Origin of the sequence: Nocardia sp. NPDC059240, from assembly GCF_042753865.1 — a bacterium.
In the GTDB taxonomy this organism is placed as follows: domain Bacteria; phylum Actinomycetota; class Actinomycetes; order Mycobacteriales; family Mycobacteriaceae; genus Nocardia.
The window spans coordinates 291,758-317,512 of record NZ_JBHZAC010000005.1 but is presented as its reverse complement, the minus strand read 5'-3'; the positions used below and the strand labels follow the sequence as shown (position 1 = coordinate 317,512).

General features: G+C 67.2%; 25 protein-coding genes. 16 read left to right on the top strand and 9 right to left on the bottom strand.

Annotated elements, in window-relative coordinates; translation table 11 throughout:
* Position 1 precedes the first annotated feature (1 nt).
* Entirely contained in the window at positions 2-1,171 is a 1,170-nt protein-coding gene (locus ACFXHA_RS20230) for a thiolase family protein (protein ID WP_379358856.1), read from the bottom strand.
* Between the two features lie 93 nt (positions 1,172-1,264).
* On the opposite strand from ACFXHA_RS20230, the gene ACFXHA_RS20225 reads away from it, so the two are divergent.
* Positions 1,265-1,765 (top strand): winged helix-turn-helix transcriptional regulator, encoded by a 501-nt coding sequence (locus tag ACFXHA_RS20225; RefSeq protein WP_379358854.1) that lies wholly within the window; start codon positions 1,265-1,267, stop codon positions 1,763-1,765.
* A gap of 10 nt (positions 1,766-1,775) precedes the next feature.
* On the opposite strand, the gene ACFXHA_RS20220 is transcribed toward ACFXHA_RS20225, so the two are convergent.
* On the bottom strand, positions 1,776-2,846 hold the full coding sequence (locus tag ACFXHA_RS20220; protein WP_379358852.1) for an ABC transporter ATP-binding protein: 1,071 nt from the start codon (positions 2,844-2,846) through the stop codon (positions 1,776-1,778).
* 121 nt (positions 2,847-2,967) lie between these two features.
* Here ACFXHA_RS20220 and ACFXHA_RS20215 point away from each other — a divergent pair, with 121 nt between their 5' ends.
* From ACFXHA_RS20215 to ACFXHA_RS20200, 4 genes are all read left to right on the top strand, one after another.
* Positions 2,968-3,201, top strand: a complete 234-nt coding sequence (locus ACFXHA_RS20215) for a hypothetical protein (RefSeq protein ID WP_379358850.1) — start codon at positions 2,968-2,970, stop codon at positions 3,199-3,201.
* A complete protein-coding gene (locus ACFXHA_RS20210) occupies positions 3,198-3,590 on the top strand; it encodes a type II toxin-antitoxin system VapC family toxin (RefSeq protein WP_379358848.1) in 393 nt (130 codons plus the stop codon). Before ACFXHA_RS20215 ends, ACFXHA_RS20210 begins: the two co-directional genes overlap by 4 nt.
* A gap of 65 nt (positions 3,591-3,655) precedes the next feature.
* Positions 3,656-5,482: an ABC transporter substrate-binding protein/permease gene (locus ACFXHA_RS20205; protein WP_379358846.1), complete on the top strand. Its 1,827-nt coding sequence runs from the start codon at positions 3,656-3,658 to the stop codon at positions 5,480-5,482.
* On the top strand, positions 5,479-6,204 hold the full coding sequence (locus tag ACFXHA_RS20200) for an amino acid ABC transporter ATP-binding protein (RefSeq protein WP_379358844.1): 726 nt from the start codon (positions 5,479-5,481) through the stop codon (positions 6,202-6,204). Before ACFXHA_RS20205 ends, ACFXHA_RS20200 begins: the two co-directional genes overlap by 4 nt.
* A gap of 53 nt (positions 6,205-6,257) precedes the next feature.
* Here the strand turns inward: ACFXHA_RS20200 and ACFXHA_RS20195 are convergent, their stop codons facing one another.
* Together ACFXHA_RS20195 and ACFXHA_RS20190 are read right to left on the bottom strand one after the other, a co-directional pair.
* Positions 6,258-7,010 carry a glycoside hydrolase family 25 protein gene (locus tag ACFXHA_RS20195; RefSeq protein ID WP_379358842.1) on the bottom strand — a complete coding sequence of 251 codons (753 nt, stop codon included), beginning with the start codon at positions 7,008-7,010 and terminating at the stop codon, positions 6,258-6,260.
* A gap of 83 nt (positions 7,011-7,093) precedes the next feature.
* Complete coding sequence (locus ACFXHA_RS20190) at positions 7,094-8,434, bottom strand: glycogen debranching protein (protein WP_379358840.1); 1,341 nt, start codon at positions 8,432-8,434, stop codon at positions 7,094-7,096.
* Between the two features lie 164 nt (positions 8,435-8,598).
* Between ACFXHA_RS20190 and ACFXHA_RS20185 the strand changes: the two genes are divergently transcribed.
* The 6 genes from ACFXHA_RS20185 (at position 8,599) to ACFXHA_RS20160 (ending at position 14,128) form a co-directional block, all read left to right on the top strand.
* Entirely contained in the window at positions 8,599-9,303 is a 705-nt protein-coding gene (locus ACFXHA_RS20185) for an SDR family oxidoreductase (RefSeq protein WP_379358838.1), read from the top strand.
* 158 nt (positions 9,304-9,461) lie between these two features.
* Positions 9,462-10,262 (top strand): polysaccharide deacetylase family protein, encoded by an 801-nt coding sequence (locus ACFXHA_RS20180; protein ID WP_379358836.1) that lies wholly within the window; start codon positions 9,462-9,464, stop codon positions 10,260-10,262.
* A gap of 69 nt (positions 10,263-10,331) precedes the next feature.
* On the top strand, positions 10,332-11,123 hold the full coding sequence (locus tag ACFXHA_RS20175; RefSeq protein WP_379358834.1) for a polysaccharide deacetylase family protein: 792 nt from the start codon (positions 10,332-10,334) through the stop codon (positions 11,121-11,123).
* Between the two features lie 24 nt (positions 11,124-11,147).
* Positions 11,148-11,855 (top strand): TetR/AcrR family transcriptional regulator, encoded by a 708-nt coding sequence (locus tag ACFXHA_RS20170; RefSeq protein WP_379358832.1) that lies wholly within the window; start codon positions 11,148-11,150, stop codon positions 11,853-11,855.
* Positions 11,856-12,010: 155 nt separating this feature from the next.
* Entirely contained in the window at positions 12,011-12,979 is a 969-nt protein-coding gene (locus ACFXHA_RS20165) for a diiron oxygenase (RefSeq protein ID WP_379358830.1), read from the top strand.
* A 3-nt stretch (positions 12,980-12,982) separates the two neighbouring features.
* Positions 12,983-14,128: an acyl-CoA dehydrogenase family protein gene (locus ACFXHA_RS20160; RefSeq protein ID WP_379358828.1), complete on the top strand. Its 1,146-nt coding sequence runs from the start codon at positions 12,983-12,985 to the stop codon at positions 14,126-14,128.
* A gap of 12 nt (positions 14,129-14,140) precedes the next feature.
* On the opposite strand, the gene ACFXHA_RS20155 is transcribed toward ACFXHA_RS20160, so the two are convergent.
* Entirely contained in the window at positions 14,141-16,039 is a 1,899-nt protein-coding gene (locus tag ACFXHA_RS20155) for a helix-turn-helix domain-containing protein (RefSeq protein ID WP_379358826.1), read from the bottom strand.
* A 209-nt stretch (positions 16,040-16,248) separates the two neighbouring features.
* On the opposite strand from ACFXHA_RS20155, the gene ACFXHA_RS20150 reads away from it, so the two are divergent.
* From ACFXHA_RS20150 to ACFXHA_RS20140, 3 genes are read left to right on the top strand one after another with little or no spacing between them, the layout of a single operon-like run.
* Entirely contained in the window at positions 16,249-17,589 is a 1,341-nt protein-coding gene (locus ACFXHA_RS20150; protein ID WP_379358824.1) for a tannase/feruloyl esterase family alpha/beta hydrolase, read from the top strand.
* 15 nt (positions 17,590-17,604) lie between these two features.
* Positions 17,605-18,294, top strand: coding sequence for a hypothetical protein (locus ACFXHA_RS20145; protein WP_379358822.1), 690 nt, complete (start codon positions 17,605-17,607; stop codon positions 18,292-18,294).
* 6 nt (positions 18,295-18,300) lie between these two features.
* Positions 18,301-19,626 (top strand): PHB depolymerase family esterase, encoded by a 1,326-nt coding sequence (locus ACFXHA_RS20140; RefSeq protein WP_379358820.1) that lies wholly within the window; start codon positions 18,301-18,303, stop codon positions 19,624-19,626.
* A 51-nt stretch (positions 19,627-19,677) separates the two neighbouring features.
* Here the strand turns inward: ACFXHA_RS20140 and ACFXHA_RS20135 are convergent, their stop codons facing one another.
* The gene (locus ACFXHA_RS20135; RefSeq protein ID WP_379358818.1) at positions 19,678-20,691 is read right to left on the bottom strand and encodes an NADPH:quinone reductase; all 1,014 of its coding nucleotides are present in this window, start codon (positions 20,689-20,691) and stop codon (positions 19,678-19,680) included.
* A gap of 205 nt (positions 20,692-20,896) precedes the next feature.
* Between ACFXHA_RS20135 and ACFXHA_RS20130 the strand changes: the two genes are divergently transcribed.
* Positions 20,897-21,484, top strand: coding sequence for a TetR family transcriptional regulator (locus ACFXHA_RS20130; protein WP_379358816.1), 588 nt, complete (start codon positions 20,897-20,899; stop codon positions 21,482-21,484).
* Positions 21,485-21,536: 52 nt separating this feature from the next.
* Here the strand turns inward: ACFXHA_RS20130 and leuS are convergent, their stop codons facing one another.
* The gene (leuS, locus tag ACFXHA_RS20125; RefSeq protein WP_379358814.1) at positions 21,537-24,410 is read right to left on the bottom strand and encodes a leucine--tRNA ligase; all 2,874 of its coding nucleotides are present in this window, start codon (positions 24,408-24,410) and stop codon (positions 21,537-21,539) included.
* Positions 24,411-24,513: 103 nt separating this feature from the next.
* Here leuS and ACFXHA_RS20120 point away from each other — a divergent pair, with 103 nt between their 5' ends.
* Positions 24,514-24,918 (top strand): SdpI family protein, encoded by a 405-nt coding sequence (locus ACFXHA_RS20120; RefSeq protein ID WP_379358812.1) that lies wholly within the window; start codon positions 24,514-24,516, stop codon positions 24,916-24,918.
* Here ACFXHA_RS20120 and ACFXHA_RS20115 read toward each other — a convergent pair whose 3' ends face one another.
* Both ACFXHA_RS20115 and ACFXHA_RS20110 read right to left on the bottom strand, forming a co-directional pair.
* On the bottom strand, positions 24,919-25,347 hold the full coding sequence (locus ACFXHA_RS20115) for a GNAT family N-acetyltransferase (protein WP_379358810.1): 429 nt from the start codon (positions 25,345-25,347) through the stop codon (positions 24,919-24,921).
* Between the two features lie 27 nt (positions 25,348-25,374).
* Positions 25,375-25,731 (bottom strand): hypothetical protein, encoded by a 357-nt coding sequence (locus ACFXHA_RS20110; RefSeq protein ID WP_379358808.1) that lies wholly within the window; start codon positions 25,729-25,731, stop codon positions 25,375-25,377.
* Between the last annotated feature and the right edge of the window lie 24 nt (positions 25,732-25,755).

Genomic DNA, 25,755 nt, shown 5'->3' with positions numbered 1-25,755 from the left:
TTCAGAGTCGCTCGTAGAGGGTGGCGTTCGCGAGACCGCCTGCCTCGCACATGGTTTGCAGGCCGTAGCGGGCGCCGCGGTCGTGCATGGCATGCACCAGGGTGGTGGCCAGGCGGGCTCCCGAAGCGCCGAGCGGGTGACCGAGGGCGATCGCGCCGCCGTTGACATTGACCTTCGACAGGTCCGCGCCGGTTTCCTTCGCCCAGGCCAGCACCACCGAGGAGAAGGCCTCGTTGACCTCGAACAGGTCGATGTCGGCGAGATCGAGTCCGGAGCGCGCCAGCAGCTTTCGGGTCGCGGGGATGACGGCGGTCAGCATGAACAGCGGGTCGTCACCGGCCACGGCGAAGCTGTGCACCCGGGCCAGCGGGCGCAGGCCGAGCTGGGCGGCCCGTTCGCTGGTCATGATCAGGGTGGCGGCGCTGCCGTCGTTGATGGGGCTGGAGTTGGCGGCGGTGATGTTCCAGTCGATCTGCGGGAAGCGGGCGGCCATCTCCTCGCTGTAGAAGGCAGGGCGCAGCGCGCCGAGCGTCTCCAGGGTGCTGCCGACTCGGATGCCCTCGTCCACCGCGAGCCCGCCGTACGGGCTGAGCTGGGCCTCGAACGCCCCGGCCTTGGTTGCGGCGGCGGCCTTCTCGTGGCTGGCGAGGGCGAACTCGTCGAGCTGGGTGCGGCTCAGTCCCCACTTGGCGGCGATGAGTTCGGCGCTGACGCCCTGCGGTACCAGGCCCTCGGGATAGCGTTCGGCGAAGCCGACCCCGGCGATGTCCTCGGCCCCGATCAGGTTGGCCCCCATGGGCACCCGGCTCATGGACTCCACGCCCGCGGCCACCACGATGTCGTACGCGCCGGCGATGACGCCCTGGGCGGCGAAGTGGATGGCCTGCTGGCTGCTGCCGCACTGGCGGTCGACGGTGGTGGCGGGCACCGATTCCGGATAACCGGCGGCCAGGGCCGCGCGGCGGGTGAGATTGGAGCCCTGCTCGCCGACCTGGGTGACCACGCCGCCGATCACATCGTCGATCAGCGCGGGATCGATCTCGGTGCGCCGCACCACTTCCCGGAGGCTGTGTGCGAGCAGATCGGCCGGATGCGTGCCGTGTAAACCGCCGGCGGCCTTGCCCTTGCCGATCGGGGTGCGGACCGCTTCGACGATGACTGCGTCTCTCATGACGTTCCTTCCAGAGCCTCTAGCTTCATCGCTATATAGTTAGGGTAGGAGCTGGCAATAGTTAGGGCAAGTCAGGTTGGTATGATGTACGCCATGTCGGCAGTGATGGAAGGAAAGCTCAGCGATCTGGGCACGTGGACGCCCGAGGGTTGTTCCATTGCCAAGGCGATGGACATCGTCGGCACCCGCTCGGCGATTCTCATCCTGCGTGAGTGCTATTACGGGACGACGCGGTTCGACGGCTTCGCGGCACGCGTGGGGATCACCGACGCCGCCGCCTCGAGCGCACTGCGCAAACTGGTGGAGGCCGGGCTGCTCGAGAAGCGGCCCTATCGCGAAGAGGGCAAGCGCACCCGCAACGAATACGTGCTCACCCCAATGGGATTGGATCTGCTCCCCGCGGTGGTCGCGTTGTGGCAGTGGGGTGACAAATATCTGCAGGACGGGATCGCGCCCTTGCAGAGGCTGGAGGATTCGACCGGTGAACCGGTCAGTGTCGAACTCCGCAGCGCCTCGGGAAACCCGGTGCCCCTGGAGAATCTGCGGGTCCGGGTGAACGACGAATGGCGGCGGAAAACCCGCCGCCATTCGTGAGACTTGCCCGTCAGTTCAGGCGACGCCCGTCCTCCGGGTGGAAGAAGTAGGTGTGGTCCGTGTCCGCCACCAGCGCGAGGCGGGTGCCCTTGGCGGGCGGGTTGCGCCAATCCGCCCGCGCCACAATGGTTTCCCCGTCACCGGCGGTGCGGCCGTAGATGTAGGCGTCGGAGCCGAGCTCCTCGACCACATCCACCTCCATGGCGATGCCCGCACCGTCGCCGACCGGCTCCAGGTGCTCGGGCCGGATGCCGACCACGACCTGCTCGCCGGTGGACGCGGCCACCGAGCGCGGCAGCGGCAGCGGGCAGCCGCCGAGGGTGACCGAGCCGCTGCTCACCGGCAGCGTGAACAGGTTCATGGCGGGTGAGCCCATGAAGCCCGCGACGAACAGGTTGGCGGGATTGCGATACAGGTCGCGCGGGGAGGCGCACTGCTGCAGCAGCCCGTCCTTGAGCACGGCCACCCGGTCGCCCATGGTCATGGCCTCGACCTGGTCATGGGTGACGTAGACGGTGGTGGTGCCGAGCCGGCGCTGCAACTGCGCGATCTGGGTGCGGGTCTGCACGCGCAGCTTGGCATCCAGGTTGGACAGCGGCTCGTCCATCAGGAACACCTGCGGCTGGCGCACGATCGCGCGGCCCATGGCGACGCGCTGGCGCTGACCGCCGGACAGCGCCTTGGGCTTGCGGTCCAGGTAGGGCTCCAGGTCCAGCAGCTTGGCGGCCTCGAGCACCCGCTGCTGCCGCTCCTCCTTGGAGACCTTGGCCATCTTGAGCGCGAAGCCCATGTTCTCGGCGACGCTCATGTGCGGGTAGAGCGCGTAGTTCTGGAACACCATCGCGATATCGCGTTCCTTGGGCTCGGCGTGCGTGACGTCCTTGTCCCCGATCAGGATCCGGCCGCCGCTCACCTCCTCCAGCCCCGCGAGCATGCGCAGCGAGGTGGATTTGCCACAGCCGGAAGGACCGACCAGAACCAGGAATTCGCCGTCCTCGATCTCGAGGTTCAAGGCGTCCACGGCGGGCTTGTTCCCGCCAGGGTAGAGCCGGGTGGCCTTGTCGAAAGTCACCGTTGCCACGATTGATACTTCCCTTCACCGGCAGGAACGTGCCGGACGATCCGTTGTAGAGGGTCGGCCTCGCAGCCTAGTGGAGGGCGTGCGATTGTGGCGTAAGACTACTTGTCTTACGCTGGTAGGTATGGCTGACACGATCACGATTCGCACCGATGCCGAGACCGAGCACGCGCTAGCGGTGCTGACCAGTGACGGGGTCAGCCGGTCGGCCGCGATCCGGGCGGCCGTGCTGGCAGCGGCCGAGCGCAAGGAGCGGCTGGCGGACATGCAGTTGGCAGTGCTCGCGATGCCGCTCGGCGAGCCGGACGGAGTGAACCTCGCTGACGAGATCGCCCGTGAAAGGAGCGGCGACCTGTGATCTATTTGGATTCAGCAGCGGCCGTGAAGCTGGCTCACCGGGAAGCCGAGTCGGATGCCCTGCGCGCGTGGTTGATTGAACGCAGAGGTACGCCGTGGGTCAGTTCGACCCTGATCGAGGTGGAAGCGTTTCGGGCGGTGGCCCGACATTCCCCGGAGGCGGTTCCCCGGCTGGCCGGAGTGCTCGCGCTGGTGGACACGATCGAGATCGGTGCGCGGGTTCGGAGTCTGGCGCGGGCGGTACTGCCGGTTACTGTGCGGTCGCTGGATGCTGTGCATCTGGCAACGGCACTGACCCTGGGCGGAGACCTGACCGCGTTCGTCACCTACGACAAACGACTGGCCGATGCCGCGCGGTCGGCCGGTCTCACCGTGGAGGCTCCCGAGTGATCTCCGCCAAATCGGCGTGAGGGTAACTCTGGATTCACCGGCCACCCCTATTAGGGTGATTTGCCATGGTTCCCTTGCGCCCGGGCGCGCCCCGACGACGTCGGCCGACTCGCCTCCTGGCACTAGCGGGAGTATTGCTTGTCGGCCTGGTCGGCACCGTGACGCTGGGTGCGGGCGGGGCTGCCGCCGATAACGGCGATCTGTGTTCGCCGCCCGGCTTGGCCGCCGCCAGCGCCGCGCCCACCAATCTGGCGTCCGGACAGCGTGACGCCGGGGCGGACCGGTTCACCACTGCCACCACCGAGCCGCTGAACACCATCGATGTCGGCAAGCTGGGGTTGCTCACGCCTGGCAAGTTGAGCATCGGCACCCTCTCCGATGCGCCGCCGAGCATCTGCGTGAACTCCAAGGGCGTCTACACCGGCTTCGACAATGAGTTGTTGAAGGCGATCGGCGCGAAGCTCGGGCTGCAGGTGGAATTCACGGGCACCGAATTCTCGGGGCTGCTGGCGCAGGTCGCCAACAACCGCTTCGATATCGGCTCCTCCAGCATCACCACCACCGACGAGCGTCGGCGACTGGTCGACTTCACCAATGGCTACGACTTCGGCTACTTCTCGCTGGTGGTGCCGAACGGCAGCGGCATCAAGGGCTTCGCGGATCTGCACAAGGGCAATCGGATCGGCGTCGTGCAGGGCACCGTGCAGGACGAGTACGTCGTCAACGAACTGCACCTGGACCCGGTGAAGTTCCCCGACTACAACACCGCCTACGCGAACCTGAAGACCGGCCAGATCGATGCCTGGGTCGCGCCCTCGCAGCAGGCCATCGGCACGATCAAGGCGGGCGATCCGACCTCGATCGTGCAGAACACCTTCAGCGTCAACAACTTCACGGGGTGGGCGGTGCGCAAGGGCAATCAGCCGCTCACCGATGCCCTCAATGCCGGGCTGGACGCGGTCATCGCCGATGGCACCTATCTGAAGCTGTACGAGGACTGGGTGCCGCGCCAGCCGCCTCCGGGCTGGAAGCCGGGTTCGAAAGCCGTGGCCGCGCCGGACTGGCCGAACTTCACCGAGATCGCCGCCGAGCATGCCAAGGACAAGCCGGACAACAGCGGTGTCGCACCGAAATCCACACTGGCGCAGCTCAAGGACACGTTCTTCGACTGGTCGTTGTACCGCAAGGCTTTTCCCGACCTGATCAAGACCGGTCTGCCCAATACCCTGATCCTGGCCTTCGTTTCGGGTCTGCTGGGCACCGTGCTCGGCATGCTGCTGGCGGTTGCCGGTATTTCCCGCACCCGCTGGTTGCGCTGGCCCGCACGGGTTTACACCGATATCTTCCGGGGCCTGCCCGCCGTCGTGATCATTCTGATCATCGGGTTGGGCGTGGGTCCGCTGGTCAAGAACATCACCGGAAACAACCCGTACTGGCTGGGCGCGATCGCGCTGGCGCTGCTGGCGTCGGCCTATATCGGCGAGATCTTCCGCTCCGGCATCCAGTCGGTGGAGGCCGGGCAGTTGGAGGCGGCTCGTGCCATCGGGTTCGGATATCGGCAGGCCATGACGCTGGTGGTGATCCCGCAGGGGGTGCGCCGGGTGCTGCCCGCGCTGATGAATCAGTTCATCGCGTTGATCAAGGATTCCTCGCTGATCTACTTCCTGGGCCTGCTGGCCACCCAGCGCGAATTGTTCGCGGTGGGGCGGGATCTCAATGCGCAGACCGGAAACCTGTCACCACTGGTGGCGGCGGGTCTGATGTATCTGGTGCTGACCGTGCCGCTCACCCACCTGGTCAACTACATCGACAAACGCATGCGCGAAGGCCGGCCGCAGCCGACCGCGGAACCGATCGAACAGGCCGTCATCACCGAAGGGCGTGGAGCATGAGTGCCTCCCTGACCGGCACCGGCCTGCGATTGACGCTGGGCCGCAACGAGATTCTGCGCGGCGTGGACGTGCACGTGGACGCGGGCAAGACCACCACGGTGATCGGCCCGTCCGGCTCCGGCAAATCCACGCTGCTGCGGGTGCTCAACCGGCTGCACGAACCCGATGCGGGTGACATTCTGCTGGACGGCACATCGGTGCTGGGGGAGAACCCGGACCGGCTGCGGCAGCGCATCGGCATGGTGTTCCAGCACTTCAACCTGTTCCCGCACATGACCGCCGCCGACAATGTGGCGCTCGGCCCGCGCAAGCTGCACGGGCTGTCCAAGGAGCAGGCGCGCACGCTGGCGGTGCAGCAGTTGGAGGCGGTCGGGCTGGCCGGGAAAGCCGATGCGCGCCCGGGGAATCTGTCCGGTGGCCAGCAGCAGCGGGTGGCCATCGCGCGGGCGCTGGCCATGAAGCCGGACATCATGTTCTTCGACGAGGCCACCTCGGCCCTGGATCCGGAGCTGGTGAAGGGCGTGCTGGCGCTGATGGCGGAGCTGGCTGGCGGCGGCATGTCGATGGTCATTGTGACGCACGAGATGAGCTTCGCCCGTTCGGTTTCCGACCAGGTGGTTTTCATGGACCACGGTCAGGTGGTTGAAACCGGTAAGCCCGAAGCACTTTTCGAGAACGCGGAAACCCCGCGCTTGCGCCAGTTCCTCTCGCAGGTGCTGTGACCAACTCTCGGGACTCTCAGGGGTACCCCCCTGAAACCCCAAGGGCGTGAGGGCTAGCTGCTGCCGCGCCCGGATCCGCTGGCGCTGCCGCTGAAGGGGATATTGGCGAACCCGCCGAAATCGCCTTGGGCTCCGCTGTACACATTGAGGTCGACGCCCGCGCCGATGCCGTTGATGGCTCCGGAATCGGTGGTCTGCCAGAACGTCCAGGCGGGCCAGCCGCCGGGCACCTCGGGCTGGTCGTTGCCGCGGTAGTCGGCGATCCACAGCGGGTAGGACGTGAACTGGTTGGTGTCGGCCATGGCCGTGCGCCAGAAGCGGGGATAGGTGTAGATGATCGGGCGGCGGCCCGTCATGGCCTGCACGGTATTGAGATACCGGTGCGTCCAGTCGATCAGGGCGTCCGGCGGCAGCCCGCCGGAGTCCTCGAGATCCAGCACCGGCGGCAGATCCAGCAGTCCGTTCTGGCCCAGCACCAGGGCCGAGTAGAACGCGCCCTGCAGTTCCGGCGATTCGGCCGGGCGCGCGAAATGGTATGTGCCGCGGGCGACTCCGGCCACCCGCATGGAGAGGCTGTCCTGCACGAAGAACGGATTCACGTAGCTGAGGCCCTCGGTGGCCTTGAGCATGGCGAATTGATATCCGGCCGCGCGCACGCCGAACCAGTTGATGCCGCTGCCGCCCGGGTGCTGATAGGAGGCCACATCCGGGCCCTCCACATCGGCGGCGGCCACCCCGGCTGGGGTAGCCATCAGGATGCCGGTGGCTGCGACTGTGAGCACTTTCATCAGGCTTCGTCCGGTCATGCCAAAAAAGGCTAGGCCGAACAGTGTCTATAGCCGTGAAGGCTGGGCTGTGATATTCGCCAATTATTAGCTATCGGTGTCGGCTAGCCCAGCCAATCCAACACCGAAGCGGCGGTCCAGGACTGCTGCATACTGCCTAGCGGCAGACCCGTGAACGGTTCGTAGTACTCCGCGAAACTGCCGTCACTGGCTTGGCGCAAGCCCTCCGCGCGCAGCATGAACGACCGTTCCGCCCAGCCCCGCCGGGCGAAGACCCAGGAGAACAGCCAGCTGATCACCGGCCACACCGGCCCGCGCCAATACTCACGCGGTCGAAAGTCCTTGGACACCGGGGAGGTCGAGGGCGGCAGCGCGTAGCGCAGATCCGGGTGCCCGCACCAGCGCGGGCCCTCGAACAGCCGCAACAGTCGTCGTTCGGCATCGCGCGGCAGCCCGCCCGACAGCAGCGGCGCGAAGCAGGCGAGGGTCTCGGTCTCGATCCACTTGTCCGCGCGCACATCGAAATCGCGGGCCACGCCGGTGCGCGCGTCGGTGGTGGCCACCACGCCCGAACGGAAGTAGTCGGCCCACTCGTAGAGTTCGCGCACGTCCGCGTGCGGCTGCTTGTAGTCCTCGCCGATATTGGCCAGCACATCGCAGGCCAGCGCGAAGATGGCGGTCACGAACACGTCCTCGACGGCGAAGCTCATGGTCGAGGCCAGCTGGTAGTCGTCGTAGCCGGCGCGGCGCATCTGCTCGACCAGCCACATGTAGCGGTCGTACTCGCGATCCGAGGGCCGCTGCGTGGCATCGCCGACCACTTGCAGATCCTCACGCTTGTAGGGCGGCAGGTCCGGCCCCGGAATCACGTTCTCGTAGGCGCGATCCCAGCGCGGTGAGTTGTCCATGCCGGATTCCCAGCCGTGGTAGAGCGTGATGCGGCCGTGTTGCTTGGGATCGCGGGCGTACGCCAGCCAGCGGTGCCAGCGCATCAGATCGCCCCAGCGCCGATTCAGGAAGTCCTCGGCCACCGCGCGGGTACTGCGGCCGTGCCGGCGCGAGTGGTCCAGAATCCGCTGCACCGCAATGGCATGCACGGGCGGCTGGGTGATGCCGGAGGTGTCGGGCCCGTCCGGCGCGTCGGCGGCGAGTCTGCGGCATTCCCAGCGGGAGGGTCCCGGGAAGTAGCCGTCGACGCCGTTGGCGAAGACGATGTGCGGGATCATGCCGTTGCGCCATTGCGCGGACAGCAGGGTGTCGAGTTCGAGCGCGGCTCTCTCCACACTCAGCGGCGCCAGGCCGACGGCCACGAAGGCGGCGTCCCAGCTCCACATGTGCGGATACAGCTTCGGTGCGGCGCTGGTCATGGTGCCCAGGTCGTTGCCGCGCAGCAGGTAGGCCGCGCGGGCCGCGAGCTGGGTGGGCGTGAATCCCGGGTGTGTCATCGCCCTATTCTGCGCTGGGACTCGCAGGTACGCGCGATGGACCGGGCTGGAGGACGGCTCCTGATCGCCAGATTGCAATGCGTTCGCCTTCTCATGAATCAGTCGAGCGTTGGTGTGCCCGACCGAAGCATCGCAGTCCGACCCCACGCGGTTACCGTGATCTCATGGCGAATTCCGCGAACACCAGCACCGAGGCGCCCACCGCGCTGATCACCGGAGCCAGCCGGGGGCTGGGCGCGGCCATCGCGCGGGAGCTCGCGCCTGCGCACCGGTTGTTGCTGGGCGCGCGCACGCCGGAGGCCTTGGACCCGATCCTGCGTGAGCTGCCCGGCTCGACCGGGTGGCCGGTCGAGCTCACCGACTACGCGGCGGTGGCGCGCGCGGTCGAAGGCATCGAACGGCTGGATGTACTGGTGCACAACGCCGGAATCGCCGACTTGGGAACGATAGCCGATTCCACGGTCGAGCAGTGGCGGAATACGTTGGAAGGCAACCTGATCGCGGTCGCCGAGTTGACCAGGCTGTTGCTGCCCGCGCTGCGCGCCGCCAACGGCCATGTGGTGCTGATCAATTCGGGTGCCGGATTGCGGGCCAATCCGGGCTGGGGTGTGTACGCGGCGAGCAAGTTCGGGCTGCGTGCCTTCGGCGACGCGCTGCGGCTCGAAGAACCCGCGCTGCGCGTGACCTCGGTGCATCCGGGCCGCATCGACACCGACATGCAGCGCGAGATCATCGCGGGCGAGGGGCGGGCTTACGAGCCGCGCGAGTTCCTCACCGCCGAGACGGTGGCGCGGGCGGTCCGCAATGCGGTCGAGACTCCGCGTGACGCGCATCCCACCGAAATCGTGCTGCGTCCCATCGCACGCTGAGATCTCCCGGGACTCTCTGAGAAGAGCCTTAATTTCTCCGCTGAATTCGAATCATTTCGCACAGATTTCGTGTTCAGTTCACAACCTGTGGATATAAATGATGAGCCCTGCGAGGGAGGCACGGCGCAAAAATATATATCTCGGAGTGAACGACACGTATGGATAGACGACAGTTGCTCGCACTGCTCGCCGCGGGCACTGCGACGGCCCTGACGGGCTGCTCCGCCGACCCCTCCCCGCACAAGGTCACCCCACGCATCAGCGGGCCCACCACGACGCCCGCGCCCTCGCCGGTGCCGCAGGCGCTACCCGTGCCGTCGGGCGCACCGAAGGCCCATATTCCGGCCGGGACGATTACCGCGCTGCCGGGTACCGGCAACAATGTGGCGCTCACCGTCGATGACGGCGCGAGTCCCGAAGTGGTCGGCGCGTATATCCAATTCGCGAAGGACACCGGCGCGCGGTTCACATTCTTTGTCACCGCCTATTACGACTCGTGGATGACGCACCGCGCCGAGTTGCGGCCGCTGGTGGACTCGGGCCAGATCCAGCTGGGCAATCACACCTGGGACCACCCGGACCTCACCAAACTGTCGGCGGCCGAGGTGTCCAACCAGCTCGGCAAGGCGAAAACGTTCCTGCGCAATAACTTCGGCGTGGACGGTGCGCCGTACTTCCGGCCCCCCTACGGCCGCCACGATGCTACGGTCGACAAGGTGGCAGCCGATCTCGGTTACACCGTTCCCGTCATGTGGTACGGCTCGCTGTCCGACTCCGGTGTCATCACCGAGGACTACCTGATCGAGTGCGCGCGAAAGTATTTCAACGCGCAGGCCATTGTCATCGGACATGCCAACCACCCGGCCGTCACCCACTGCTACGGCCAGCTGGTCGACATCATCCGGTCCCGCAATCTGTCGCTGGTGACGCTGAACGACGTGCTGGTATCACCGACCTGATCGGGTTGCGTTGGGGGAGTAGTAGTTCCGGTTCCGAGGGGGCCGGAGTGTGAGGGAATGAGGTTCGACATGGACAGACGACGGCTGCTGACGATGCTGGCGGCGGGTACGGCTGCCACCCTGCTGGGCACCGGCGAGGCGCGCGCCGACTTCCCCTTCGACTCCGGATCCTCCGGCATCGTCCCGCAGCTTCCGGGAATGCCGCAGACGACACCGGATTTCGGGCCCAAGACGCCGATCGGGACCGGCACCATCAACGCGCTGCCCGGCGACGGCAATCACATGGCGCTCACCATCGATGACGGCGCCAGCTCCGAAACCATCGGCGGTTTCATCGATTTCGCCCGCAATACCGGCGCGCGGCTCACCTTCTTCGTGACGGCCTACTACCCCGGCTGGCTCGACCACCGGGATGCGCTGCGCCCCCTGGTCGATTCCGGTCAGGTCCAGCTGGGCAATCACACCTGGGATCACCCGGACCTGACGCGACTATCCGGCGGCGCGATCGCCGATCAGCTCAACCGCTGCAAGGACTTCCTCTGGAATCAGTACGGCACCGACGGGACCCCGTACTACCGTCCGCCCTACGGTCACCACAACGGCAGCGTCGACGCCGTCGCCGCCGACTGCGGCTACACCGTTCCGACCATGTGGTACGGCAGCCTCAACGACACCAATACCGTCATCAACGACGGCATGCTGCTGGACGCCGCGCGGCAATGGTTCCGGGCCCAGGCCATCGTCATCGGGCACGCCAACCGCCCGACCGTCACCCATCTCTACGACCAGCTCTCCGACATCATCCGCGAACGCAACCTGCAATTGGTCACCCTCAACGATGTCCTGATCCCGCCGCGCTAGTGCCCGGATGGGATGCTTGACCGCATGGCGGTGGACACGGCGGAGGCGACGGGTGGTCGCTGGGGCGAGCACAATGTCGAGCGCCGCCGTGCCATCATCGCCGCGTATGTCGAGCTGATCGAGGAATCCGCACCGGGTGCGGACATTCCGCTGCAGGTGATCGCCGACCGCGCCGGCGTGAAGCGATCGGTGGTCTACCGGCACTTCGCCGATCGCGGTGACCTGGACGCCAAGACGCGTGAGTTCGCGGTCGAGAGCGTGGTCGAGCTGGTGATGCCGGACTTCGACCCGCAAGAAGGACTGCGGGACACCATCGTTCGCATTGTCGGCACCTATGTCGGCTGGGTGTCGGTGCACGCGCGGTTGCACGGGTGGATCGAGCGCGGGCCCGGCAGCGGTGACCCGGCGAGTAAGGCCGTGGTGGTGGGCACCAAGGCGGCCATCGCCGAACGTGTCGCGCAATTGTTCACCATGGCGGCGAGCGTTGTCGGGCAACAGCATCCGGGCATCGATCCCGCGGCGTTCGCCATTGTCTCGCTGGTGGACGGTGGCGTGACGCGGTGGCTGGAGACGCGTCCGGCCGATCTGGACGAGGTCGAGCTGACCCGTATGCTCGGCGATTCGATCTGGGCGCTGTTCGATGCGATGGCTCGCACGCGCGGCTTCGTCGTCGACCCGGAGCGGCCCATCGCGGAGTTGCTGGCCGACCCGCCCGCACCGCTCGATCTCTGATTCTCCGCAGCGACCCGGTCGGTCCTGTCGTTCCTGCATGTCATCAGTTGTGCGCGACATTGTGTCGCGATCACTCTTGTTTCGGCATGTCGTGACCGGTACCGTCGGGTCTATCGCGACATGATGTCGCGCTCACCCGAAACAGGGAGAACGCCGTGAACGCACACCTCGGCCTCGACGACTACACCGAATCGCTGAGCACGCTCTCGGACGGATCGGTCAACAAGCGCTTCGATCCGTACGTCGACATCGACTGGGACCACCCCGACTTCGTGGTCCGCGCCGACGACGACCGCTGGATCCTCCCGCCCACCGACCCCTTCGGCGCACACCCCTGGTATCAGGCGCTGCCGCGCGAACGGCAGATCCACATCGGCATGTGGCGGCAGGCCAACGTCGCCAAGGTGGGGCTGCAATTCGAGAACCTGCTCATCCGCGGTCTCATGCAGTACGTGTTCTCGGTGCCCAACGGGTCACCCGAATTCCGTTACTGCACACACGAAGCCATCGAAGAGTGCAACCACACCATGATGTTCCAGGAGGTGGTCAACCGCGTCGGCATGGATGTCGCGGGCATGCGCTCCTGGGTCCGCGTGGTCGGCCCGCTGGTCCCGTTCCTGGCCTCACTGTTCCCCGAATGGTTCTTCGTCATGGTGCTCGCCGGCGAAGAACCCATCGACCACGCCCAGAAAACCGTCCTCCGCGGCGGCGACCGCACCCACCCGATGCTCGAACGCGTCATGACCATCCACGTGGCCGAGGAAGCCCGCCACATCAGCTTCGCCCACCAATACCTCGAACACCATGTCCCCCAACTGGGCCCGATCAAGAAGTTCATCCTCTCCCTGGTCTTCGCCCCCACCATGCGCATCATCTGCGACCTAATCGCCGTCCCCACCCGCAAATTCCGCCAGGACTGCGACGTCCCCCACTCGGTCGTCCGCGACATCTTCTGGCGCAACCCCGAAGCCCGAAAAATGCTCCGCAACTTCTTCGCCGACGTCCGCATGCTCGCCGAGGAACTCGACCTGATGAATCCCGTCGCCCGCATCCTCTGGCGCCTCTGCCGCATCGACGGCGCCCCCTCCCGCTACCGCAGCGAACCCGCCCGGAAGGCCGCCTGATCCATGACCTACGAGTACCGATCCCCTTGGCTGGATGAGGATCTGGACGAGCTACGCAAATTGGCGCGAGCCTTCTGCGAGAAGGAGATCGCCCCGAATATCGAGAAGTTCATCGCACAGCATCACGTCGATCGCGACCTGTGGCAGGTGGCCGGCGCGCTGGGGTTGCTGTGCATGTCGATTCCCGAGGAATACGGCGGCGGCGGAGGAACTTTCGCGCACGAGGCGGTGCTGATCGAGGAGCAGGCGCGTATCGGCGACTCCTCCTGGGGCGGTCCGTTGCACAGCGTGATCGTGGCGCACTACCTGCTGGCCTATGGCACCGAGGAACAGAAGCGGCTATGGCTGCCGAGGATGGCGGATGGCTCGGTGGTCGGCGCGATCGCCATGACCGAACCCGGCACCGGCTCGGACCTGCAGAACGTGAAGACGCGTGCGGTGCGCGACGGCGACGAGTACGTGGTCAGCGGGTCGAAGACCTTCATCACCAATGGTGGTCAGGCCGATCTCATCATCGTCGTCGCCAAGACCGGAAGCGGTGCGGCGGCGGGGATCTCGCTGATTCTGGTCGAGGCCGACCGGGCCGGATTCCGGCGTGGCCGAGTGCTGGACAAGATCGGTCAGCGCGGTCAGGACACCTCGGAGCTGTTCTTCGACGAGGTCCGGGTGCCGGTCGCCAATCTGCTGGGGACGGTGGAGGGGCAGGGCTTCATCCAGCTCATGCAGCAATTGCCGCAGGAGCGCCTGATCCTCGCGGTCGGGTCCACCATCGCCGTGGAATCGGCATTGGCCCACACGCTTTCCTACACCAAGCAGCGGGAGGCGTTCGGCAAGCCGATCTTCGCCTTCCAGAACACCAAGTTCACCCTCGCCGAGGTGGCGACGGATGCCCGCGTCATGCGGGTGTTCGTGGACCACTGCATCGACCGTCACGTGCGTGGCGAACTCGATATCGCCACCGTCGCCATGGCCAAGTGGTGGACCACCGAGCGCGCCATGGCGAACCTCGACGAATGCCTGCAACTGCACGGCGGATACGGGTATATGACCGAATACCCGATCTCGCGGCTCTGGGTCGACAACCGGGTGCAGAAAATCTACGCGGGCACCAACGAGATCATGAAGGAGATCATCGCTCGCACACTGTGATTCACCAGCGGCTCACTCGGTGAAGACGGCTGCTTCGCGGAGGCGGTGTAGGCGGAGGGCTAGTTGGATTTCCAGGGCTCGGTCGGGGAGTTGCCAGCCTTCGCCGAGTAGGCCGGTGATGCGTTCCAGGCGTTGGGTCACTGTGTTCACGTGTACGTGAAGTTGTTTGGCGCTGGTGGTGAGGCTGCAGCCGCTGGCGAAATAGGTTTCCAGGGTGTGGATCAGGTCGGTGCGGCGGCGGCGGTCGTAGTCGACGACGGGGCCCAGGGCGCCGTCCAGGAAGGCGGGGGCGTCGGCGTCGTCGCTGATCAGGAGGCCGACGAAGCCGAGATTCGCGGCGCTGCAGGCGGATCCGGTTCGGCCCAGCGCGTGCAGGACACGGACGCAGCGGACCGCCTCCCGGTAGGCGGCCTCGGTGTCGCCCGGCAGGTCCACCGGCCCGGCGCCCGCGATCGTGGCGCGGGTTCCGAGCGCCGCCGCGAGCTCCCGTCCGAGCTGTCCGGCGATGGTCGCGGGGTCTTCGCCGGGCAGCAGCAGGACGGTGTGCTCGCCCCGGGTGGCGGCCAGGCCGTGGTGGGACATGCCGTAACCCGTTGTCCAGGTGGCCATCCGGCGATGCTCGCCGTGATCGACCACCACCAGGACATGGGGGCGGCCGAGGTTGATGCCGAGCAGAGCGGCGCGGTTCTCCAGCGTCTCGCGGTCGGCGACTCGACCGGCCAGCAGGTCGTCGAGCAGCTCCCCGCGCACCCGGCCCTCGGCCTCGGCAATGCTGCGGCGGAACAGCAACAGCAGCGCGGTGACCAGCGCGGCACGCTCGAGAATGCGCTGATCGGAGACCGAGAGCGGATCGGGGTGATGCAGCACCAGCGTGCACAGTGGGTCGGTGCCCGCGCCGCCGGGTGCGGCCCAGAGTTCCTTCAACTGTGCGGTCCGGCCGAGTTGTCCTGCAGTGGTGGATATTTCAGCCAGCAGGAGGTCCTCGTCGAGTTGCTCGTGCGGCCGCCCGTCGGGCACGTCGACCAGGCCGACGCGGCGACCGTCGGCGTCGAGCACCAACAATGCGCCGCCGAGGATATCGGCGGCCACCGCGGCGACATCCTCCACGCCACCACCGCGCACCACCACGTCGGTCATCCGGTCATGGGCCTGCGCCGCTCGCTCCACGGTGTTGTAGTGGGCGTGCATGGCCTCGTTGGCGGCGCTCAATTCGGCCAGCGCCGTGCGGGTTTCGGTGAGCAGGCGGGCGGAGTCCAGGGCGATGGTCGCGTGCGCCGCCAGCGAGGACAGCAGCGCGATCTCCTCCGGCGAGTACGGGCGGGCATCGCGGTGCGAGGCGAACAGCACCCCGATGACCTGCTCGCCCAGCTTCATCGGCACGCCGAGGATCGCCACGATGCCCTCATCGCGTACCGCACCGTCGATGCCGGAGGTGTGGTGGAAACGCTGGTCGGCGAAGTAGTCCGGGGTGCAGTACGGCATGCCGGTCTGCTGGACCAGCCCGCCCAGGCCCGCACCCATGGGCAGTCGGCAGGCCCGGAACTCCGGTGATCCGGAACCGTCGGTGACCCGCATGTAGGTGTCACCGCTCTCCGGATCGGGCAGCGTCATATAGGCGATGTCCGAACGCAGCAACCGGCGCGCGCGATGCACGATGGCGCGCAACACCGCGTCCACATCCCGGAGGCCCGCGAGATCGCTGGCGGTATCGAACAGAGCGGCCAGTTCGGCCTCCCTGCGGGTTCGCCGCTCCAGCAGTGCGCGGACCCGCAGCGCCGACAGCTTCGCGGTCTCCAGCGCGGCCACCTCGGCGGCGGGTGCGCCAGCGGCGCGCGCCTGCAGCACGGGCGCCTCGAATTCGACGGCGGGAGCTTCCCGTTCGAGCAACTCCAGGAAGATCTCGCTGGTCATGGCGTGACATTGTGGCGCACTTCCGGTTCGCGCGGGCGGGAATGTCATGTGGGTCGCCCACACAGTGATGGCCCGTCGCATCCCCGTCACCCACATGAGGTGACCTCCGACACATTCGCACCCCGAAATGTGGGTGACACCCACCTGGTCGCGGTCGTCGCAGGTGAACAGACTTTCCGGCATTTCACTGAACATCGAGAGGGAGCCCGATGCCGCAAGCACACCGCCGGCGCGCGATCCGCCGCCTGGCCGCGCACACCGCCATCGCGACGGCCGCCGTCGTGGTGGCCGGAACCATGGCCGCCGGGCAGCAGCCCGCGGTGCGGGCCGCGAATTGTGCGGCGCCGCTGGTGATCGGGGCGCAGGTGCAGATCGCGGACTGTCTCGACGATCTGACCACCGCGGGCACCGTCGCCTCCGGGCACACCGTGGCCGCCGACTGGGCGGGATTGCATCCGGCCGGGGCCCGCAATCCCAGCGACGTGCCCGGCATGCAGATCGACGGGTACTTCCCCGGCAACTCCACCGCCAACACCAACCACGGCTGGAATCACGACGGCCAGTTCGTGATTCGGCTACCCGAGCACTGGAACGGGGGCTTGGTGGTGAGCGGGTCGCCGGGCAACCGGCGGCAGTATGCCAACGACTTCGTGATCTCCGACTGGGTGCTGGCACAGGGGTATGCGTTCGCCGCCACCGACAAGGGCAATACCGGGTCCGACTTCTTCCGGGGCGACACCGCGCCCGGCGACGCGATGGCCGAATGGAACAGCAGCGTCACCCAATTGACCGTTGCGGCGCAGGCCACCGTCGCGCAGCGCTACGGCCGGCCGGCCGCGCACACCTTCATGGCGGGACTGTCCAACGGCGGCTATCTGGTGCGCTGGCAGCTGGAGAACGCGCCGTGGCTCTACGACGGCGGGGTCGACTGGGAGGGCACCCTGTGGACGGATGTGGATAACCCGCTCACCTTCCTTCCGCCTGCCATCGCGAATTACCCGAACTCGCAATCGGATCCGGCCGCGCGCGACGCCATCGTGGCCGCCGGGTTCGCGGTCGAATCCCAGCCGTTGTGGGAGTACCACGACAAGACCTATTGGGAGCTGACCCAGCGCATCTACCGGCAGGAATTCGATCCCTCCTACGCGGGGTCCGATGCCGATTACGATTTCGCGGCCCGACCGCAGGCCGTGCACGACGCCGTCGCACGGATCGCGCTCACGGGCCGAATTCAACGGCCGCTCATCACCGTTCACGGAACCCTGGACAGCCTGCTGCCCATCACGCACGACTCCGATGTGTACGCCGCCATGATCCGCGACCAGGGCCGGGCCGACCTGCACCGGTACTACCGGGTCGAGGGCGGCAATCACGTGGACGGCCTCTACGACACCTACCCGAACCTGTTGCGGCCGATGTTGCCGTGCTTCCGCAGTGCCTTCACCGCACTCGAATCCTGGACTGCCGCAGGGCAAATTCCGCCCGTGGACACGACCTTGTCCCGCCCGGCCGGTACGGATCCGGCCAACACGTGCCCGCTGGGCAACTGAGAGAAAGAAGTACAGATGAGGAAGTTCACGACGGTGGCCCTGCTGCTCGCCGCCACCGCGGGCGTAGCCGCCGGTCCCGCCGGTGCGGCGCCGGCCGGAACCGACAGCGGTGTCATCAATTACACCAACCAGGCCACCGACACCGGTGCGGTCATTCGCACCGATGCGGGCTCGCTGGTGGTCGAGGACGGCGCGTTGAAGATCAAGGCCGCCGATGGAACCATGGTCGCGGGAACGGCATTGACGTTCCGGGTCGATGATTTCGAGTTCCCGATCGCGGCGGCCGTCGCCGATCGCACCGCGACATTGACGCCGCAGTTCGACGAGTCGCACGCGGTGTACAAGCCGGTCGCGTTGCCGTACGAGGATCAGGCCCCCTGGAAAACCCAGTACGACCGTGAGCAGGCGGCCTGGAACCGCCTGCGCGACACCGTGAGCATGGGCGCGACCATCGGCACGCTGGTCGGCGGCCTGGGCGGGGCGGCTCTTGGTTGCGTGCTCGGTGGTGTCGTATTCGCCGCCGCGACAGCGCCTTTGGCCACCATGTTCGGTGTCGGCCCGGTCGCGGGCTGCCTGATCGGGGCCTCCACGGTCGGTTTCCTGGGCACCATCGCCGGTCAGGTCTTCGTGACCGCGCCCGTCGCCATCGCCTCCGCCATCCAGTACTTCACCACCATCAATCAGCCGTTCACACCGGCGAAGTAGGGCCGTATGAAGTTACGAAACATCCTGTCCGTCACGGCTATCGGTCTCGGGTTGGCCGCGATCACCGCTTCCATGGTGACCGCCGCCGTCCCCAGCCCCACGCCGGGCACGTTGCAGGGCTACAACATCAGCGGCACCTACGTCTCCGGCGTCTCGTCCGGCGGCTATATGGCCAATCAACTGCACGTCGCGTATTCCAGCGTCTTCGACGGCGCGGGCATCTTCACCGCCGGTCCCTACCGCTGTGCCGGGGATTTCGATTACGCGGTCCGGGCACAGAACTCCTGCATGCAGAACACTTCCGGCCGCCAGACGCCCGCCCAGTTGGAGTCGGCGACAAAGGATCTGGCCAATCAGGGCAAGGTGGATCCGGTCTCCGGCCTGTCCGGCTCCCCGGTCTACCTCTATCACGGCACCAACGACAACACGGTGCTGCAAGCCGTCAACGACGATCTCGCCACCTACTACACGGATTTCGGCGCGAACGTCACCTACAACAAGTCCAGCGCGGCCGGTCACGCCTGGGTCAGCCCGCTGGGACCGGTGAACTGCTCGGACACGCAGTCCCCGTTCGTCAACAACTGCAACAACGATCCCGAGAAGGAGATGCTCACCAAGTTCTTCGGCAGCGTGAGCGCCCCCGCCGCCACCCTGAACGGCAAACTGATCCAATTCGACCAGAAGGCCTACGCCCCCGGTGGCAACGCGAGCGCGATCAGCATGGACGACAAGGGATTCGCCTACATCCCGCAATCCTGCGCGAGCGGAACGAGCTGCCGGCTGATGGTCGCCCTGCACGGTTGCAAACAGGGCTACGACTACCAGTCCCTCGGCGACGCCTTCATGAAGGACGCCAACCTCAATGAGTACGCCGACACCAACAACATGATCGTGCTGTACCCGCAGGCTATTCCGGACAACAACAACACCAACCCGAACGGCTGCTGGAACTGGTACGGCTTCGAGGGCGATGCCAACTACGCCTGGCACGGCGGCAAACAAATCGAGGCCATCATGGCCATGGTTCACAAGATCAGCGGCGGCACGACCCCGCCGCCCACCACTACACCGCCCACCACCACGCCCCCGACCACCACAACCACCGTGCCGCCCACCACGACACCGCCGTCGACCACGACAACTCCGCCCACCACCACACCGGCACCCACCTGCGTGACCGCCAGTAACTACGCGCACGTCCAGGCCGGCCGCGCCCACCAGACGATGGGCACCACCTACGCCAACGGCTCCAACCAGAACCTCGGCCTGTGGAACACCTTCGTCACCAGCACGATCAAGGAAACCAGCCCCGGCTACTGGGAAAAGTGCTGAAGCGCAATTGAATTCGGCCCGGTGCGGATAGCGCACCGGGCCGGAGGCCTGTCACGACACGATGTCGACGAGCACCTTGCCGATCGCGCCGCCCTCGACTGCCCGGTGGGCATCCGCCGTGCGGCGGAGCGGAAAGCGGACCAGGGGCAGGCCGTGCGCCTCGCCGACCGGCAGGGCACCGTCACCGACGGCGTCGGCGACGTCGGCGACGGCCGCGGCCCGAATGTCAGGACCGGCGGTGTAGAGCACGATGAACTGCATGCGGATGTTGCGAACCATGTTCTGCAGCACATTCAATTCGACCGGGTGACCACCGTCGTTGGCGTAGGTCGATATGGTGCCGCGCGGCCGCAGCACGGCCAGGTCCAAGGCGAGGTTCGTGCCGAGCGCCACCTCGGCGACGATGTCCACGCCGTCCGGAGCGATCGTGCGAATCTCGGCGGCCGGGTCGCCTTGGCGGTAGTCGACCACGTGGTGGGCGCCGGCGGCGGTGGCCAGTCGCGCCTTCTCCGGGCTGCTGACCGTGCTGATCACGGTGGCACCGGCCCAGCGGGCCAGCTGGATCACCGCGTGCCCGACCGCTCCGGCGCCGCCCGCGGCGAGCACCACTTTGTCCGCGAGCGCGCCGGGGCGCAGCCTGCTCGGCCCGTCCTCGGCGACGGTGAGCGCGCGGTGAGCGGTGAGCGCGGGAACGCCCAGGGCGGCACCGACATCGAAACCGATCTCGTCCGGCAGCGGCACGGCCTGCTCGGCCGGCACGACGGTGAACTCCGCGGCGGTGCCGGTGGCCCGGCCCGCGGCGGCCATGAACAGCCACACGCGCTGGCCGACCCGGCTTCGATCGACCCCCGCACCGACGGCGTCGATCACACCGGCTCCGTCGAGGTGCGGCGTGATCTCCGGGAACGCCATGGTCTGTCTGGCGCGGGCCTGCCAGTCGGTGGGGTTGACCCCGGACACGGCCACCCGGACGCGGACCTCCCCGGGAGCGGGCACGGGCGGTTCGCGATCGACGAGTTGGAGAACGTCGGGACCGCCATTGTCGCGGTAGACGACGGCCTTCACGACTCCGCGCCGATCGCGACATTGTTGGAGTTTGAAGTATTGATGACGAGTCTCCTCGGTCGATGGTCGAGCGATGAGGCCACTGTAGATAGAATGAATGACAGATTTCAATAGTTGTCAGTCAGATGGCGAAGTTTGACCGCCGACTCGGTGGCGACATAGGTTCGCGTGGCTGATGACGTGACCGGCTGACAGGGAGGGCCCGATGCGCGGGGAGCCGCTCGACGCGGAGACGATCGTGTCGGCCACCGAGGAGATCCTGCGCCGTCACGGTCCGGACAAGACGACGGTGCTCGACGTCGCGCGACAACTGGGCGTGAGCCACGGCAGCGTGTACCGCCACTTCGCGTCCAAGGCCGCGTTGCGCGAGGCCGTGATTCGGCGCTGGCTCGACCAGGTGCGAAACGAACTCACCCGCGCAGCGCGCAACTCGGACCTACCCCCTGCCGAGCGGTTGCCGGCGCTGCTCGCCACCATGTTTGCCATCAAATGGGCGAAAGCACGGGAGGATCCGGAGCTGTTCGCCACCTTCCGGGTGCTGGCGGCCGAGCACAGCACCGTGTCCTCCGACCATGTCGGTTTCCTGCTCGCTCAGATCCGGGACATCATCATCGACGGTGTCGCCACCGGTGACTTCGCCACCGGCGAGCCGGAATCGACCGCGCGCGCCGTCCTGAACGCGACGAGCCGCTTCCACGACCCGACGCACGCCGCGGAATGGCATTCCCCCGAGACCGAAACGGACTCGGCGGCGGTCGTCTCGCTCATCCTCGACGGTCTCCGGACCCGGTGACGAGATCGGCCCGGTGCGGGATGCGCACCGGGCCGATCTCGTTGGGTGGTCGTCAGGCGACGATGTTCACCAGTCGGCCCGGGACCACGATGATCTTGCGAGGCGGCTTGCCGCCCAGCAGTTCTGCGATCTTTTCGTCGGTCAGGGCGGCGGCTTCGACCGCGGCTTGGTCGGCGTCGGCGGGGACGCTGATGCGGCTGCGGACCTTGCCGTTGACCTGGATGGGGTACTCGACCGAATCCGCCACCAGCAGTGCCGGATCCGCGATCGGGAAGGGGCCGTGGGCCAGGGCGGTGCTGTGCCCCAGGCGTTCCCACAGTTCCTCGGCCACGTGCGGGGACATCGGGGCCAGCATCAGGACCAGCGGTTCGACCAGGACACGCGGCGCACCGTCGCCGTAGTTCTTGGTCAGGTAGTTGGTCAGCTCGATCAGCTTCGCCCCGGCGGTGTTGTCGCGCAGGTTGGCGAAGTCGTCGTCGACACCGGCAATCGTCTTGTGCAGCACGCGCAGTGCCTCGCCCGACGGTTCGGCGTCGGTGACCTTCAGCGCACCGGACTCCTCGTCCACCACCAGTCGCCACACGCGCTGCAGGAAGCGGTGCGCGCCGACGACATCCTTGGTGGCCCACGGGCGTGAGGTGTCCAGCGGGCCCATCGACATCTCGTAGAAGCGGAAGGTGTCCGCACCGTACAGGTCGCACATCTCGTCGGGGGAGATGGCGTTCTTCAGCGACTTGCCGATCTTGCCGTACTCCTGGAACACCTCTTCCTCCACGCCGGAAGCGTTGGTCCAGAAGAACTTTCCGTCCCGCTCCACGATCTCGGCGGCGGGCACGTACGCGCCGCGCGAGTCGGTGTAGGCGAAGGCCTGGATGTAGCCCTGGTTGAACAGGCGACGGTACGGCTCGGAGCCGGAGACCTCACCCAGATCGAACAGGACCTTCTGCCAGAACCGCGCGTACAGCAGGTGCAGCACCGCGTGCTCGACACCGCCGACGTACAGGTCCACGCCGCCCGGATCCTTCGGGCCGTGTTCGGCCGGGCGCGGGCCCAGCCAGTACTGCTCGTTCTCCGGAGCGCAGAAGACCTTGTCGTTGGTCGGGTCCGCGTAGCGCAGCTGATACCAGGAGCTGCCCGCCCAGTTGGGCATGACATTGGTGTCGCGGCGGTACATTCGGGGGCCGTCGCCCAGATCCAGTTCCACGTTCACCCAGTCACTGGCCTTGGCCAGCGGCGGGGACGGCTCGGAGTCGGCGTCGTCGGGGTCGAAGGTGACCGGGGCGAAGTCGTCGATCTCCGGCAGCCGCACGGGCAGCATGGATTCGGGCAGGGCGTGGGGTGCGCCGTCCTCGTCGTAGACGATGGGGAACGGCTCGCCCCAGTAGCGCTGGCGCGCGAACAGCCAGTCGCGCAGCTTGTACTGGACGGTGCCGCGGCCGTGGCCGTCGGTCTCCAGCTGGGTGATCACCCGCGCCTTGGCGGCCTCGATGTCCAGGCCGTCCAGGTAACCGGAGTTCACCAGCGGACCGTCACCGGAGTACACGGCCTGCGAGACATCGCCGCCCGCAACGACTTCCACGATCGGCAGGCCGAAGCCGGAGGCGAATTCCCAGTCTCGGGCGTCGTGGCCGGGGACGGCCATGATCGCGCCGGTGCCGTAGCCGCTCAGCACGTAGTCGGCGATGAAGATCGGCACGCGCGCGCCGTTGACCGGGTTGGTGGCGTAGGTGCCCAGGAAGACGCCGGTCTTCTCTTTGTTCTCCTGCCGCTCCAGATCCGACTTGGCGGCAATCGACTTGCGGTAGGCCGCAACGGCTTCCGCGGGGGAGTCCGCGCCGCCGAAGGTCCAGCGCGCGTCGGTGCCCGACGGCCAGGACGCACCGGTCAGCTTGTCGACCAGCTCGTGTTCGGGGGCCAGCACCACGTAGGTCGCGCCGAACAGGGTGTCGGGCCGGGTGGTGAACACCTCGATGATGTCGGAGCCCGCCTCGAACTTGACCTGCGCGCCACGCGAGCGCCCGATCCAGTTGCGCTGCATGGACTTCACATTGTCCGGCCAGTCCAGCTCGTCCAGGTCGTCGACCAGGCGATCGGAGTAGGCGGTGATGCGCATCATCCACTGCCACAGGCGCTTACGGAACACCGGGAAGTTGCCGCGCTCGGAGCGGCCGTCCGCGGTGACCTCCTCGTTGGACAGCACGGTGCCCAGACCCGGGCACCAGTTGACCATCGAATCCGTCTGGTAAACCAGGCGATACGAGTCGATCAGCGCACTGCGCTCGGCCGGGGTGCGCTCGGCCCAGGAGCGGCCCTCGACGGGATTGCGCTTGCCGACCTCGAATTCGGTGATCAGCTCGTCGATCGGGCGCGCCTTGCCCAGACCCTCGTCGAACCAGGCGTTGTAGATGCGCAGGAAGATCCACTGCGTCCACCGGTAGTACTCGGGATCGGTGGTGGCGAAGGTGCGCCGGCGGTCGTGGCCCAGGCCCAGGCGATCCAGCTGCCGCTGCATGTTGGCCATATTGGAGGTGGTGGTGTCGCGCGGGTGCGCGCCGGTCTGCACCGCGTACTGCTCGGCGGGCAGGCCGAAGGCGTCGTAGCCCAGAGCGTGCAGCACATTCCGGCCGCGCATGCGGTGGAAGCGGGCGAACACGTCGGTGGCGATATAGCCCAGCGGGTGCCCTACATGCAGGCCAGCGCCCGAGGGGTACGGGAACATGTCCTGGATGAACAGCTTGTCAGCCGGGATGTCGCCCTGCAGCGGGCCGACCGGATTGGGCGCGTAGAACGTGCCGCGCTCCTGCCAGTTGCCCTGCCACTTGCGTTCGATTCGGCCCGCGAGGTCGGCGTTGTAGCGGTGTGCGGGAACGTCGCCGCCCCCACCCGCGCTCGCGGTGGGTGTCTCGGATACACGGGTGTCCTGCACGGTCCTGCCTTCTTTAGTTCGAGCCGATCCCCGTTAAGGTCGCCCACCAGCGTAAAACGTGCCCACCCCAGGGCCCAAAAAGGGTGGGCGTACCGTTTACCCGGTGTTCGTCGTGGCGCTGATCCTCTTTGTCCTCGCGGCTGTGGCCGTGGTCACCGGCGTGCTCGGACTTACCGGGACCCTGCCGGGCAACCGGTATTTCGGGGTGCACTCCGAGGCCGCGGTGAAAACCGAGGAGTCCTTCAAGCTGGCCAACAAGGTCGCCGCACCGACCTCCATCGTGGCCGGGCTGCTGCTCGCGGCCAGTGGTGCGGTGGCGATCGTGGCGGGCGGGGTGCCCGCGCTGATCGTGGCCGTGGTGGCCGTGGTGATCTCGGTGTTCACCCTCGGTGCCGGGGCGGCGGCCGCGGAAAAGGCTCTGACCGCGGCATTCCCGGAGGAGAAGGTCGGCGGCTGCGGTAGCGCCTGCGGTTCCTGCTCGCTGCGCGACGCGTGCGAACCCGCCTGATCAGTTGACCGGTCGGCGCATCCAGATGTGCGGGATGCCCGCGTCCATGCCGATCTCGCCGTACGCCTCGTACCCGAGCTTCTCGTAGAAGCCGCGCGCCTGCGTCTGCGAATGCAGTTCGACCGCGGCCAGTCCGCGCTCCCGCGCCCGCTCCTCGATGGCACGCACCAGGGCGACGCCCAGTCCGGTGCCGCGCGTCTCCTTCAATACGGCCAACCGGCCGAGCACACCGACGCCGTCGCGCACGATCATGCGCCCGGCCCCGGCGGGCATGCCGTCGAGCCGACCCAGAAAATGGTCGGCGATCTCGTCGAGCTCATCGATCTCGATGTCGGCGGGCACGCCCTGTTCATCCACGAACACCGTCATGCGCACGGCATAGGCGTCGGCGAGTTCCTGTTCGGTACTGACGGTGACGACCTCGATCATGGGATCAGCATGCCCGAGTGGCCAGGCTCACCTGCGGCGGGTGGGCCAGCGCAGCCGGGCGCGCCCGGCCGGTCTCGGATCCGGCAGACCCAGCTCGCCGGCGAAAGCGGCGGCGTCCTCGGGAGTGCTGGTCTTCGGCCGAGTACGTGCCCACTCCACATAGCGGCCCACGAAATCCGTCCCGGCCGCGTGCGCCAGCTGCGGAAACCGCCGCCGCACCTCCTCGGCCCGCTTGTGCAGCAGCCCGTGCGTGGTCGCGGCGAGATCCTCGGCGTCGAAGCCCGCAGGCACCGCGTCCCCGGCCACCAGTGCCCGCACCAGTGCGGCCTGCTGATGCGCGAGTGTGCCGGCCTCTCCTGCCGGTTCGCCGATCGTGCCGTTCATCCGCCACCTCCTCCTCTGTCGCAT

Bases quoted from the DNA above. Each gene is read 5' to 3' on its own strand.
- ACFXHA_RS20230 (WP_379358856.1), bottom strand. From the start codon at position 1,171: ATGAGAGACGCAGTCATCGTCGAAGCGGTCCGCACCCCGATCGGCAAG.
- ACFXHA_RS20225 (WP_379358854.1), top strand. From the start codon at position 1,265: ATGTCGGCAGTGATGGAAGGAAAGCTCAGCGATCTGGGCACGTGGACG.
- ACFXHA_RS20215 (WP_379358850.1), top strand. From the start codon at position 2,968: ATGGCTGACACGATCACGATTCGCACCGATGCCGAGACCGAGCACGCG.
- ACFXHA_RS20205 (WP_379358846.1), top strand. From the start codon at position 3,656: ATGGTTCCCTTGCGCCCGGGCGCGCCCCGACGACGTCGGCCGACTCGC.
- ACFXHA_RS20200 (WP_379358844.1), top strand. From the start codon at position 5,479: ATGAGTGCCTCCCTGACCGGCACCGGCCTGCGATTGACGCTGGGCCGC.
- ACFXHA_RS20195 (WP_379358842.1), bottom strand. From the start codon at position 7,010: ATGACCGGACGAAGCCTGATGAAAGTGCTCACAGTCGCAGCCACCGGC.
- ACFXHA_RS20190 (WP_379358840.1), bottom strand. From the start codon at position 8,434: ATGACACACCCGGGATTCACGCCCACCCAGCTCGCGGCCCGCGCGGCC.
- ACFXHA_RS20185 (WP_379358838.1), top strand. From the start codon at position 8,599: ATGGCGAATTCCGCGAACACCAGCACCGAGGCGCCCACCGCGCTGATC.
- ACFXHA_RS20180 (WP_379358836.1), top strand. From the start codon at position 9,462: ATGGATAGACGACAGTTGCTCGCACTGCTCGCCGCGGGCACTGCGACG.
- ACFXHA_RS20175 (WP_379358834.1), top strand. From the start codon at position 10,332: ATGGACAGACGACGGCTGCTGACGATGCTGGCGGCGGGTACGGCTGCC.
- ACFXHA_RS20170 (WP_379358832.1), top strand. From the start codon at position 11,148: ATGGCGGTGGACACGGCGGAGGCGACGGGTGGTCGCTGGGGCGAGCAC.
- ACFXHA_RS20160 (WP_379358828.1), top strand. From the start codon at position 12,983: ATGACCTACGAGTACCGATCCCCTTGGCTGGATGAGGATCTGGACGAG.
- ACFXHA_RS20155 (WP_379358826.1), bottom strand. From the start codon at position 16,039: ATGACCAGCGAGATCTTCCTGGAGTTGCTCGAACGGGAAGCTCCCGCC.
- ACFXHA_RS20150 (WP_379358824.1), top strand. From the start codon at position 16,249: ATGCCGCAAGCACACCGCCGGCGCGCGATCCGCCGCCTGGCCGCGCAC.
- ACFXHA_RS20145 (WP_379358822.1), top strand. From the start codon at position 17,605: ATGAGGAAGTTCACGACGGTGGCCCTGCTGCTCGCCGCCACCGCGGGC.
- ACFXHA_RS20140 (WP_379358820.1), top strand. From the start codon at position 18,301: ATGAAGTTACGAAACATCCTGTCCGTCACGGCTATCGGTCTCGGGTTG.
- ACFXHA_RS20130 (WP_379358816.1), top strand. From the start codon at position 20,897: ATGCGCGGGGAGCCGCTCGACGCGGAGACGATCGTGTCGGCCACCGAG.
- ACFXHA_RS20115 (WP_379358810.1), bottom strand. From the start codon at position 25,347: ATGATCGAGGTCGTCACCGTCAGTACCGAACAGGAACTCGCCGACGCC.
- ACFXHA_RS20110 (WP_379358808.1), bottom strand. From the start codon at position 25,731: ATGAACGGCACGATCGGCGAACCGGCAGGAGAGGCCGGCACACTCGCG.